Annotated in this window: 9 protein-coding genes; 7 read left to right on the forward strand and 2 right to left on the reverse strand. The window is 37.1% G+C overall.

Annotation, left to right across the window (positions count from 1 at the left end):
- The first annotated feature begins 42 nt into the window (after window positions 1-42).
- From topA to G6O73_RS03865, 5 genes are all read left to right on the forward strand, one after another.
- Window positions 43-2,163 carry a type I DNA topoisomerase gene (gene topA, locus G6O73_RS03845; protein WP_057885995.1) on the forward strand — a complete coding sequence of 707 codons (2,121 nt, stop codon included), beginning with the start codon at window positions 43-45 and terminating at the stop codon, window positions 2,161-2,163.
- A 147-nt stretch (window positions 2,164-2,310) separates the two neighbouring features.
- The gene (gene xerC / locus G6O73_RS03850; RefSeq protein ID WP_057886223.1) at window positions 2,311-3,210 is read left to right on the forward strand and encodes a tyrosine recombinase XerC; all 900 of its coding nucleotides are present in this window, start codon (window positions 2,311-2,313) and stop codon (window positions 3,208-3,210) included.
- 40 nt (window positions 3,211-3,250) lie between these two features.
- Entirely contained in the window at window positions 3,251-3,796 is a 546-nt protein-coding gene (gene hslV / locus G6O73_RS03855; protein ID WP_057885996.1) for an ATP-dependent protease subunit HslV, read from the forward strand.
- A 1-nt stretch (window position 3,797) separates the two neighbouring features.
- Window positions 3,798-5,240 (forward strand): ATP-dependent protease ATPase subunit HslU, encoded by a 1,443-nt coding sequence (gene hslU / locus G6O73_RS03860; protein WP_162254603.1) that lies wholly within the window; start codon window positions 3,798-3,800, stop codon window positions 5,238-5,240.
- 24 nt (window positions 5,241-5,264) lie between these two features.
- The gene (locus G6O73_RS03865) at window positions 5,265-6,137 is read left to right on the forward strand and encodes an aldose 1-epimerase family protein (protein WP_057885997.1); all 873 of its coding nucleotides are present in this window, start codon (window positions 5,265-5,267) and stop codon (window positions 6,135-6,137) included.
- A gap of 70 nt (window positions 6,138-6,207) precedes the next feature.
- Here the strand turns inward: G6O73_RS03865 and plsY are convergent, their stop codons facing one another.
- Window positions 6,208-6,804 (reverse strand): glycerol-3-phosphate 1-O-acyltransferase PlsY, encoded by a 597-nt coding sequence (plsY, locus tag G6O73_RS03870; protein WP_157056698.1) that lies wholly within the window; start codon window positions 6,802-6,804, stop codon window positions 6,208-6,210.
- Between the two features lie 247 nt (window positions 6,805-7,051).
- Between plsY and parE the strand changes: the two genes are divergently transcribed.
- Together parE and parC are read left to right on the forward strand one after the other, a co-directional pair.
- Window positions 7,052-9,061, forward strand: coding sequence for a DNA topoisomerase IV subunit B (gene parE / locus G6O73_RS03875; protein WP_057885999.1), 2,010 nt, complete (start codon window positions 7,052-7,054; stop codon window positions 9,059-9,061).
- A 2-nt stretch (window positions 9,062-9,063) separates the two neighbouring features.
- On the forward strand, window positions 9,064-11,532 hold the full coding sequence (gene parC / locus G6O73_RS03880; RefSeq protein WP_057886000.1) for a DNA topoisomerase IV subunit A: 2,469 nt from the start codon (window positions 9,064-9,066) through the stop codon (window positions 11,530-11,532).
- Between the two features lie 64 nt (window positions 11,533-11,596).
- Here the strand turns inward: parC and G6O73_RS03885 are convergent, their stop codons facing one another.
- Window positions 11,597-13,315, reverse strand: a complete 1,719-nt coding sequence (locus G6O73_RS03885) for an NFACT RNA binding domain-containing protein (protein WP_057886225.1) — start codon at window positions 13,313-13,315, stop codon at window positions 11,597-11,599.
- Window positions 13,316-13,464 lie beyond the last annotated feature (149 nt).

Here is a 13,464-nt window from a genome sequence, read left to right on the forward strand (position 1 = left end):
ACATGATTAGCGATTTCGAAATTACGAAAAAGGAGTCTGGTTATGCCAACGGTTCAGAAAAAAACGAAGACCAAAACAACGAAGACCAAAACAACTAGAAAAAGGAAAAAGAAACTCGTAATCGTTGAGTCACCTTCAAAAGCAAAAACAATTGAAAAATATTTAGGTTCGACCTATAAAGTTATGGCCAGCTTAGGTCATATTCGTGATCTTCCTAAAAGTACAATGGGAATTGATATGGAAAATAATTATCAACCACATTATATTTCAATTCGTGGAAAAGGTGATGTGATTAAGGAATTAAGAAAAGAAGCCAAAAAAGCCAGTAAAGTTTATTTAGCAGCCGATCCTGATCGTGAGGGAGAAGCTATTGCTTGGCATTTGTCTTATCTTTTAGGGCTCGATCCCAAAGATAGTAATCGAGTTGTTTTCAATGAAATTACGAAAGACGCTGTCAAAAATGCATTCAAATACCCTCGTTCAATCAACATGGATTTAGTTGATGCTCAGCAGGCTCGCCGAGTTCTAGATCGCTTAGTTGGTTATTCAATCAGTCCTTTATTGTGGGCGAAAATAAAAAAAGGGTTAAGTGCTGGCCGTGTTCAATCTATTGCATTGAACTTGATAATTAAGCGTGAACAAGAAATTCGGAATTTTAAACCGGAAGAGTATTGGACAATAGATGCTAAATTCAAGAGCGGACAACAACAATTTTCTGCAAGCTTTTTAGGAATTGACGGTAAGAAAAAGCCTTTAAAAAATAATGATGATGTACAAGCTATTTTACAGCGCTTAGATTCTAAAAAAACTTTTCTAATAAAAAAAGTTGATAAAAAAGAACGTCAACGATTTCCAGCATTACCTTTCACGACAAGTACAATGCAGCAAGCAGCTAATAATATTTTGAAATTTCGGACGCAAAAAACGATGATGGTTGCGCAGCAATTGTATGAAGGAATTAATCTTGGTAAAGGTGGTTCAGTTGGTTTAATTACTTATATGCGAACTGATTCGACTCGAGTTTCCAATATCGCAGTTCATGAAACATCAGAATTTATTCATGAAAAATATGGTAGTGAATATGCAGCTGTTAAACCACGGAAGGGAAAGTTGGCTGAAGGGGCACAAGATGCCCATGAAGCAATCCGACCTTCTTCAACCATGCGGACACCGGATTCGATTAAAGAGTATCTAAATAAAGATCAATTTAAATTGTATTCATTAATTTGGTCTCGCTTTGTTGCCAGTCAGATGACACCAGCAATTTTTGATACGATGTCAGTTGATATCGAGCAAAATCAAGTAACATATCGTGCACGTGGCTCGAAGATGAAATTTCCTGGTTTTACGTTAGTTTATAAAGAAGCAAAGCACAAAGATAATAATTTGCCAGACTTGAAAGTCAACCAATCGGTAAAATTGATTTCTAATCAACCGGATCAGCATTTCACTTTACCACCAGCACGATATACCGAAGCGGCGTTAATTAAGACTTTGGAAGAAAATGGTGTTGGCCGGCCATCAACCTATGCACCAACCTTAGGTACAATTCAAAAACGTTATTATGTTAAGATGGCAGCTCGTAAGTTTGAACCGACTGAACTGGGTGAAATTGTTAATTCAATGATGGAAAAATGCTTTCCAGATATTTTAAATGTTGATTTTACAGCAAACCTAGAAGATCAACTTGATGAGATTGAAGAGGGAAAGCAGGAATGGGTTAAAGTAATCGATCAGTTCTACCAACCCTTTGCTAAAGAGGTCACCTCGGCAGAAGAAAAAATGGCTAAAGTTAAAATTAAGGATGAACCGGCAGGAATTAACTGTGATATTTGTGGGGCACCTCTAGTGATTAAATTAGGCCGTTTCGGTAAGTTTTATGCCTGCAGTCGTTTCCCGGATTGCCGCAACACCAAACCAATAGTTAAAGAAATTGGTGTTACTTGTCCTAAATGTCAGCAGGGTGAAGTTATTGAGCGAAAATCGAAAAAAAATCGTGTTTTCTATGGCTGTTCACGTTACCCAGAATGTGATTTTGTGTCATGGGATAAGCCAGTTGGACGAACTTGCCCTAAATGTCGGCATTATTTGATTGAAAAGAAAAGTAAGAATAGCAAAAAAATCAAATGCAGCAATTGTGATTATGTTGAGGCAGAAAAATAATTCAAAACGGCTGGTAACTTTTTAACGGCCGCTTTTTTGCTAAGAATCAGATAAGTTGAGTGATGATAATCCTATCTATGAGCGGTTATGTTACAATAAAAACGACAACTATCAATAAAAGATTCTAATAGGCAGGAGTTGGTAAAAATTTCAGCTGACTTAATAGAACAGTTTCAACAATATTTGCGAGTTGAAAGACAATATTCTCCAGAAACTTTAAAAGCTTATACGGAAGATTTAGAGCTGTTTGTAAAGTTTTTAAATGAAAATGGTGGTATAAGTTCATTAACTGCAGTTAAGCGTCTTGATGTGCATGTTTTCATGAGTTATTTATATGACCAAGCTTATCAGCCAGCATCAATTGCACGAATTATTTCGAGTTTACGTTCTTTTTACCGCTTTTTACAGAAGAATAATTTGATAGATGATAACCCATTTTCCTATGTCCAATTAAAGCGGCATCCCCGGGCATTACCACGTTTTTTTTATGAAGATGAAATGCAAGCTTTATTTACAGCGGTTGCTGGTGATAAGCCAATGGATTTACGTGATCGAGCATTATTGGAAACGCTCTATGCGACTGGAATGCGGGTCAGTGAGTGTACCGGGTTAGCTCTAAAAAATGTCGATTTTGGTTTAAAAGCAATGTTGTTGCATGGTAAAGGTGGAAAGGATCGCTATGTTCCTTTTGGTAAATACTGTCAGCAGGCTTTGAAAAATTATCTAGAAAAAGTGCGGCTGCCAATAATGGCAAAATACCAGGTTGAACATGACTTTGTTTTTATTAATCATTATGGTGCACCGCTGACAGCAGCCGGCGTAGCTTATATTTTGCGAAAAATTGTTAGAGAAAGTAGTCTAACAACTTCAATTCATCCCCACGAACTGCGGCATACTTTTGCTACGCATTTGTTAAATCGAGGTGCTGACTTACGCGCTGTTCAGGAACTTTTAGGACATAGTAGTTTATCAACTACGCAAATTTACACGCATGTTACTAAGGAACATTTGCAGCGTGACTATCAAAAGTATTTTCCGAGATCTTAATACACAAATAAATAAAATTATTGCTATTTAGGAGGAACTTATGACTAAAATTTCATTTCATGCAACTACAATTTGTGCGGTTCGTCATCAAGGACACACGGCAATGGCTGGTGATGGACAAGTCACAATGGGCGAAAAAGTTATTATGAAAGGAACTGCTCGAAAGGTTCGTCGAATCTATCATGACCAAGTGGTGGTTGGCTTTGCTGGCAGTGTTGCTGATGCCTTTAACTTAGAGGAACGTTTTGAAAAAAAATTAGAAGAATACAGTGGTAATCTCCAACGAGCAGCTGTTGAATTAGCTCAAGAATGGCGCAGTGATCAAGCTTTGCAAAAACTAGAAGCATTATTAATTGTTATGGATAAAAAGGATTTATTATTGGTGTCTGGTAGCGGTGAAGTGATAACACCCGATGATGATATCTTAGCAATTGGTTCAGGTGGCAACTTTGCTTTGGCGGCTGCTAAAGCTTTGAAGCAACATGCAGCTGATATGTCGGCTTTAGACATTGCCAAGAGTGCAATTGGAATTGCTGGTGATATTGATATTTTCACCAATCATCACATTATTGGTGAAGAATTATAAAATGGATCACGAAAGGATAGCGAAAATGAACCCAATAGATAAAACTCCCAAACAGATTGTTAAAGAACTAAACAACTATGTTATCGGTCAAACAGATGCTAAAAAAGCAATTGCGGTGGCTTTAAGAAATCGTTATCGTCGTTTGCAGCTTGACGCAGAAATGCAAGCTGAGATCACCCCTAAAAACGTCTTGATGATTGGACCAACAGGTGTCGGCAAAACTGAAATAGCTCGTCGACTTGCTAAGATTGTTGCTGCACCATTTGTGAAAGTTGAAGCAACTAAATTTACTGAGGTTGGTTATGTGGGTCGTGATGTTGAGTCGATGATTCGTGATTTAGTTGAAGTGGCTTATAAAATGGAAAAAGAAGCTGAATATCAACAAGTTCATTCACAAGCTGTGCAAGAAGCTGACAAACAGTTAATTAAGCTCTTAGTTCCTGCGGAAAGAAAGCAAAAACAAGCTGAATCACAACAGAACTTTATGCAAATGTTAAAGAATTTGCAAAATGGAAATTTAGATAATTTGATGCCTAATCAGACACCTGAAGAAAATATTACTGATGAAATTCGTGACCAACGTTTATCAGTCAGTGAGAAATTGAAGAAAGGCTTGCTTGAAAATCGTTCAGTAACGGTTCCTGTTGAGGATCCTAATCGCAGTTATCAAAACCAAGCTGGCATGTTAGGGCAAATGGGAATCGATCTTGGTGATGCTTTATCAGCGTTGACACCGACCAAGAAAGTTATGCGGACAATGACAGTCGCTGATGCTCGGGAGGTTTTAGCACGGCAGGCAGCTGAAAAGTTGATTAATACTGCCGAAGTAGCTGATCGGGCAATCAAACGTGCTGAAAATACGGGTATCGTCTTTATTGATGAAATTGATAAAGTAACTTCTAAAAGTAAAACAAACAGCGGTGAAGTTTCTCGTGAAGGAGTTCAACGTGATATTTTACCAATTGTTGAAGGATCTCAAGTTCAAACAAAGTATGGTCTTTTGAATACTGACCATATTTTGTTTATTGCATCTGGTGCTTTTCATGAAAGTAAGCCAAGTGATTTGATTGCTGAATTGCAGGGACGTTTTCCAATCCGAGTTGAGTTGGATGATTTGAGTGCGACTGATTTTGTTAAAATTCTGACTGAACCAAGTAATGCGTTAATCAAGCAATATATGGCTTTAATTGGAACAGACAACATCAGAGTTACCTTCACAATTGAAGCAATTCAGCGAATTTCTGAGATTGCCTACCAGGTAAATCATGAAAATGAAAATATTGGAGCACGACGACTGCATACAATTTTAGAAAAACTATTGGAAGATTTATTGTATGAAGGACCCGATATGCAGATGGGTGATATTACAATTACTGAGGCTTATGTTGAACAAAAAATTGGAAACATTGCTAAAAACAAAGATTTAAGTCAATATATTCTTTAGTTTTGAAGGGAAGTCAGTAATTTAATGGAAGTCTATTTAGAAAATGAACAAGTTAAAGCAACTTTTTCAAATCATGGTGCTGAACTGCAAAGCCTGTTTAATAAAGATACGCAGATTGAATATTTATGGCAAGCAGATGCAAAATTCTGGGGCAGGCACGCACCGGTTTTATTTCCATTTGTTGGTCGTTTAAAAGATGATCAATATCGTTATGGTGGCGAAAATTATGAAATGCATCAGCATGGTTTTGCTCGCGATAGTGATTTCGAGGTGATTGAAAAAGATTCAGATCATTTAATCTTTGAGCTTAATTCATCAGCGACAACTAAAGCAATTTATCCCTTCGACTTTAAACTGCGAATAGGTTACTTTTTACAAGCTTCAGCTCTAAAGGTAAGTTACCAAGTTGAAAATCTGTCTGATGAAAAAATGCTTTTTTCAATTGGGGGGCATCCAGCATTTAATGTTCCTTTGCAAAAAGATGAGTCGTTTGATGATTACTTAGTTGAGTTTCAACCAGTAGGAAATTATTTAAAAATTCCACTAGTAGGTAATTATACAGATATTTCGGCTGCTCAAGATGATCGGATGGCTGGTTTACGTTTAACGCGAACAGCCTTTAAAAGAGATGCTTTAATTTATCAGCTAGCGCACCCTGTTTTGCTTGAATTGACAACAACTGCTCATCGACATGGTGTTCGTTTAGACTTGCCAGCAACTGAGTATGTAGGTATTTGGTCACCATATCCAGCTGAAGCTCCCTTTGTTTGTATCGAACCTTGGTGGGGCTTAGCTGATGATCTTAGTTCAACTGGTGAATTGCAGCAGAAACGTGGAATTCATGAATTAGCGCAACAGCAACTTTTCAATGCATCATATACGATTAGTATTTTTTAACTAAGCTTAAAAAACGGCTGAATGAGGTACTTTTAAGTACCAAACTCAGTCGTTTTAAGTTAGAAATGCACTATTTCTTAGATTGATGACGACGATAATATAAGCCGAAGGGGACAAGATTTTCATCACCTTCATGAATTCGTTTCAAATTTCCTTTATGGCGATAAAAGACAAAAATTGTTAAAACTAAAGCAATAATTGTTAAAATGCTATCGTGGAAAAAGAATGACAAAATAGTGATCAAAGTCATTCCAACCATACTAGCAATACTAACCATACTGGTTAAATAAAGCGTTGTTAGAAAAATAACCCAAGCAATTAAAAAAAAGACTGGATTATAGGCTAGTAAAATTCCAGCACTAGTTGCAACGGCTTTGCCACCTCGAAACCGTGCAAAAAGTGGGAAGACATGGCCAGCAACAGCAGCACAGCCAATAATCAAAACATTGATTGATACGTGAAATAGATAAGGCTGACAAGCAGCTAAAGTTCCTTTCAACATATCTAACAATAACACAACCATTCCAGCTTTTTTTCCTAAGACACGGAAAGTGTTAGTCGTTCCCATATTTCCACTACCGTATTGACGAATATCTTTGTGGTAAAATAATTTTCCTATCCAAACGCCTGAAGGAATTGATCCAAGCAAATAGGCAATCACCAGCATTTCAAAAATTTTTAAATTCAATTTATGCCCTCCTCATAACTGGCTAATATTCATTTTAGCACTTATCAAACTATCCTCAAAATAGATTTTTGAATTGTATAAAAATTGACTAAATAAGGCTTAAATTTTATTTTAATGGTTAGCCTGAACAGGAGATTACTTTACATTTTAAGATTCAATAAGGTATGATAACTAGGTTAGTATTATTTCGCAAGCATAAATTCTTAAGTAGAAAGGAATTACATTCATGGGTAATATCAGCTATAATGACGATTCGATTCAAGTGCTGAAAGGGCTTGAAGCTGTCCGTAAGCGACCGGGAATGTATATTGGTTCGACCGATAGCAAAGGACTGCATCACTTGGTCTATGAAATTGTTGATAACGCGGTTGATGAGGCCTTGGGTGGCTTTGGAAAAGAAATCAAAGTGATTCTTCATCGCGATGGAAGTGTTACTGTAATCGACCATGGAAGAGGACTTCCCACGGGCATGCATGCATTGGGAATTCCAACAGTCGAAGTAATTTTTACTGTTTTGCATGCTGGCGGTAAGTTTGGCCAAGGTGGTTATAAAACTTCTGGTGGCCTACATGGCGTTGGTGCCAGCGTTGTTAATGCTCTATCTAGCAAGTTAACTGTCAAAACAGTTCGTGATGGTGTTGCTTATCAAGAAGATTTTTCTAATGGCGGTAACCCCCAAGGAACACTGCGCAAATTAGGTAAAACAAAAGAAAAAAGTGGAACAGAAGTTACTTTTCGACCAGATCCAGCAATCTTTTCAACTACTCATTATCATTACGATGTGTTAGCCGAACGATTACGAGAGTCGGCTTTTTTGCTGAAAGGTGTCAAAATAATCTTAGTTGACGAACGAAATGATCAGCAAGATGAATTTGTTTATGCTGAGGGAATTAAGGAATTTGTTGACTATTTAAATGAGGATAAAGACACTTTAGGCCCAGTAATGTACTTTGAAGGTACACGGGAAAAAATTGAAGTTGAAGTAGCTGGACAGTATAATGACGGTTACTCAGAAAATATCCTTTCTTTTGTCAATAATGTGCGGACTAAAGATGGTGGCACTCATGAAGTCGGTATGCGTTCCGCTTGGACTAAAGCTTTTAATGACTACGCTCGACAAGTTGGATTGTTAAAAGAAAAAGATAAAAATTTAGAAGGATCAGATGTTCGTGAAGGATTAGCAGCAGTTATCTCAGTTCGAGTACCAGAAGACTTGTTACAATTTGAAGGACAAACCAAAGAAAAATTGGGTACGCCTGAGGCTCGTTCAATTGTTGACGGAATTGTCAGTGAACAACTAGGCTTTTTCTTGCTTGAAAATGGTGAATTTGCTCAAGACTTAGTTAGAAAAGCGCTTAAAGCTCGTGAGGCTCGTCAAGCGGCTCGAAAAGCTCGTGATGAATCACGTAATGGAAAGAAAAAGCACCATAAAGAACGTTTGCTGTCCGGAAAGCTGACTCCGGCGCAATCAAAAAATGCCAAGCACAACGAATTGTTCTTGGTCGAAGGAGACTCAGCGGGTGGTTCTGCGAAGCAAGGCAGAGATCGAAAATTCCAAGCAATTTTGCCTTTGAGAGGGAAAGTCTTAAATACTGAGAAAGCCAAATTACCTGAAATCTTAAAAAATGAAGAAATCAGTACAATGATCTATACAATTGGAGCCGGAGCGGGTACTGATTTTAATTTGCCTGATGCAAACTATGATAAAATCATTATTATGACGGATGCTGATACTGATGGTGCTCATATTCAGATATTGTTGTTGACCTTTTTCTTTAAATATATGCGCCCATTGATTGAAGCTGGAAAAGTTTATATTGCTTTGCCACCACTTTATAAATTGCAGAAAAAAATCAAAAAGAAAGTCTTAGTTAAATATGCTTGGACGGATGAAGAATTGCAATATGCAATTAAAGAAATGAAGCAAGGTTACACTCTGCAAAGATTTAAAGGACTTGGTGAGATGAATGCTGATCAACTCTGGGAAACAACGATGAATCCGGAGACAAGAACATTAGTTAGAGTGAAAATTGATGATAATGCTTTAGCTGAAAAACGAGTTACAACTTTGATGGGAGACAAAGTTGAACCTCGGCGCCGTTGGATTGAAAAAAATGTAGAATTTACACTCGAAGAAGATGGCAGTTTGCTTGATAATGCTGTTGTTGAAGGTGCCCATGGACTTAAAACTAGTGGATCACAGCCAAACTCAGTAGATGAAGGAGGCAAGAATTAATAATGACAGAAACAACAAATGACCGTAACATTCAAGAACTTTCGCTTGAATCGGTAATGGGTGAACGCTTTGGGCGCTACTCAAAGTACATTATCCAAGAGCGAGCTTTACCGGATATCCGTGATGGTTTGAAGCCTGTTCAACGAAGAATTTTATATGCGATGAATCAGGACGGCAACACATATGATAAAGCTTTTCGAAAGTCAGCTAAATCGGTCGGAAATGTGATGGGTAACTTTCATCCCCATGGAGATAGCTCAATTTATGAGGCAATGGTTCGGCTTAGTCAAGATTGGAAAGTTCGTGAACCATTAGTAGAGATGCATGGGAATAATGGATCGATGGATGGCGACCCGCCGGCGGCAATGCGATATACTGAAGCTCGTTTAAGTAAAATCTCAGGTGAGTTATTGCGTGATATACAGAAAAAAACAGTTGATTTTGTGCCCAACTTTGATGACACCGAGGAAGAACCGACTGTTTTGCCAGCTCGATTTCCTAACTTATTGATTAATGGTGCTACGGGAATTTCAGCTGGGTATGCAACTGAAATTCCTCCACATAACTTACATGAAACTATTCAGGCAGTAATTTATTTATTGGCTCACCCTAAAGCTGAGTTAGCAGATTTAATGAAATTTGTTAAGGGACCAGATTTTCCGACTGGAGGCATTGTTCAAGGCAAAGATGGCATTTTGAAAGCTTATCAGACTGGTCGTGGTCGAGTAATACTTCGGGCAAAAACGGAAACTGAAGAATTAAAGGGTGGTCGTTCACAAATTCTAGTTAAGGAAATCCCTTATGAAGTTAACAAAGCTGTTCTGGTTAAACGTATTGACGAGATTCGACTTCTTAAAAAGGTTGAGGGAATAGCTGAAGTTCGTGATGAAAGTGATCGACAGGGATTGCAGATTGCAATTGAGTTGAAAAGAAATGCCAATACGCAGGGTATTTTAAATTATTTGTTTAAAAACACTGATTTGCAAATTTCCTATAATTTTAATATGGTGGCAATCAACAATATGCGGCCAGAACTTGTGGGATTGAAGACGATCTTGGCTGCTTATGTTAAATACCAGCGGGAAGTTGTCACAAGACGAACCCAGTTTGATTTGAAAAAGGCTCAAGAACGTCAACACATTGTTGCCGGTTTAATTAAAGCACTCTCAATTCTTGATCAAGTGATTAAAACCATCCGTAGTAGTCAAAACAAGCAAGACGCTAAAAATAATTTAGTAGCTGAATACGACTTTACGGAAAAACAAGCTGAAGCAATCGTTTCTTTGCAATTATATCGGTTGACTAATACCGATGTAACAGCTTTGCAGCAAGAGGCTGCCGAACTAGCTGCTAAGATTAAACAATTCGAATTAATTTTGCATAATCCAAGTGAATTAGATCGTGTCATTAAAGAGGAGTTAACTGCAATTGATCATGAATATGCGACTCCACGAAAAACTAAAATTGAAGCAGAAGTTCAGCAATTAAAAATTGAGACTGAGGTGATGGTTGCTCCAGAGGATGTTGTTGTATTGGTCAGCCGCTCGGGTTATTTAAAACGCAGTTCATTACGTTCTTTTTCTGCCACTGATGAAGCAGATAATGGACTCAAACCAGATGATCAAATAGTTTTACAAGTAACAGCTAATACATTAGATCATTTGATGATTTTTACTGACCACGGAAATTTGATTTATCGACCAATTCATGAAATACCTGATGTCAAATGGAAGGATACTGGCCAACATTTATCACAAACGGTCGGTTTAGCGACTGATGAAAACATTTTACAGGCTTTTGTCTTTAAAGATTTAAATCAAACAGGAAATTTTGTTTTAGCTACTCGTCAAGGGGCTATCAAACAAACAAGTTTAAATTCTTTAAAACCAGGAAGAACTTATCGAACTCGTGCTGCCGTAGCAATTAAATTAAAAGATCAGAATGATCGTTTAATTCAGGTTGCCTATCTTCAGCCAAATGAAGTAGAGCAACTAGATGTAGTCACTTGTTCTTGGGGTGGTTATGGTTTGAGGTATTCGTTAGCAGAAGTTCCAGTTAGTGGGCCTAGAGCCGCTGGAGTTAAAGCAATGGATTTACGTGATGATTATTTAACAGCTGTTATTTTGGTTAAGTCAGAGGATATTTTAGGCTTATTAACTCAGCGTGGAGCCTTTAAGCGGATGAAAGTCACTGAAATACCTAAAACCTCACGTGCTCGGCGTGGAGTGAAGATTTTACGTGATTTGAAACGTAAGCCGCATCGGATTATTTATGCAGCTAACCTTAATCAGATTTTGCGTTGGCAAGTTTCAACAGCTACTTCGCAAATAATTGAAGTTTTGGTTCAGGAGCATTCGTTAGCTGATCGTTACTCTAACGGCTCATTTGTGATTGATGTCGAAAGTCAAGGCGAAATTGTTCAAATTAGACAAGAAAAAATAGCTGAAGAAGTCTCCCATGAAGATAAGTAACTAACAAAACGGTCCCCAAATTATTTTGGAGGCCGTTTTTTTTACGAATTATGATATTAATAGGTTAATTATTAGGCTTAATTGCTAGTTTCTTTATCAGTTCAGGTTCAGGTGTAACAAATAATGTTTTCTGACCTTCGTAAATTACAAATCCTGGTCGAGCTCCGTTAGGTTTGCGAATTCTCTTCACCATGACATAGTCAACTGGAACGGTTGCTGACTGACGAGACTTAGAAAAGTATGCAGCTAAATTAGCTGCTTCAAGTAGCGTTTGTTGAGTGGGGTCCGATTTATGGATGATAACATGTGATCCAGGTACATTTTTAGCATGTAGCCAGATGTCATTTTTACTGGCAGTCTTTAAAGTTAAGCGATCATTTTGAAAATTATTTTTTCCAACCGAAATTTTTGTTTTGTCAGAGCTATAGAAAACGGTCGGTTGACTGGTTGACTGACGTGGCTTGTTCTTTTTAGCTTTTTTTTGATTTTTTAAATAACCTTGTTGCTGCAACTCAAGTTTTATTTCGGGTAAATCCTCTGGTTCAGCTAATTCAATTTCCGATTGAATCTCTTCTAAATAGGCTATTTCTTCTTGTGCTTTAGCCAATTGTTCGTTAACAAAAATGACTGCTTTTTTTAATTTCTGGTATTTTTTAAAATATTTTTGGGCATTTTTTGAGGGTGTTAAATTAGGCGATAGAGTAATATGCAACATTTTTTGATTGTCATAATAGTTTTTTAATTCAATGCTAGTCATACCACGTCTAACTTGATTTAAATAAGTTGTCAGCAGTTCGCCTTTAATTCGATATTGATCAGCATGCTTGCTAGCAACCAAAGTTTGTTGCAGCTTTTTTACTTTTTTTTGATTTTTATGCAACTGATTACGTATTAAGCTGATTAGTTGCCCAGCCAGTTGTTGTACTCGATCATGATTCGCTTTTTGTTGATAGTAAAGATCTAAAATTTCGCTAAGTGTTGCAGTTTGATGCAAGACATTTTTGGTGGGAAACGCTAAAAATGTAAAAAATACCTGCCGTTGGTCTTCATTTTTTACAATAGATGGTGCTGGGTGATTTACTTGTTTTAAAGTTGCTTGCCAATTATCTGCCATTGCTTGATCTGTTCGATGAAGTTGATCAGCAAAATAAAGGGCATGCTCTTTAGCAAATCCCTGATAAACTTGCTGTAGTTTTTGGGCTAAAACTTCACGATTAGGATAATCAGCTACTAAATACTGATACTGCTTATCATTATCATTAAAGGGATTAATTTTAGCTTGCTGAGGTGGTTGAATATAATTTGCACCTGGAAGCAAGGTTCGATAACGGTTTTGTCCGGGACCAATATGCTTGATAGTGTCAATAATCTTTTGGGTTGTTTGATCAATCAAGATAATATTGCTGTAACGCCCCATAATTTCGATACTTAATTGCAAGGGTAATTCATCACCCAGCTCATTTCGAGTTGCAAAATTTAAAAATAATACACGATCATTAGCTAATTGTTCAATATTTAATAATTTTGCACCCTCTAAATATTTACGTAAAGACATAGTGAAATTTGTCGGAACAATGGGGTTTTTAAAGGGAATTTGCGTAATTTGAATTCGAGCGTAACTCGGATGGGCTGACAATAATAGTGGAAAGTTATGGCGGTGAGCTCGAATAGTTAAAATCACTTCATTAGGGTAGGGCTGTGAAATTTTACCAATACGACCGTTAGCAAGCTGTTGATTCAATTCAGCAGCTATCGCACGTGTAAATAGACCATCAAAAGACATAATTGCCAACTCGCTTTCATATAATTCAAGATAATTACTTTCATTGTACATTTTCTTCAGTAAAAGGGCAAAATCCAGTTATTAATTGTAAATTAGTAAAGACTATAATTTGCTATTTGAAAAAAATTATTTCATAATAGAAATAGTAT

The organism is Liquorilactobacillus nagelii DSM 13675 (assembly GCF_019444005.1).
GTDB classification, from domain to species: Bacteria; Bacillota; Bacilli; order Lactobacillales; family Lactobacillaceae; genus Liquorilactobacillus; species Liquorilactobacillus nagelii.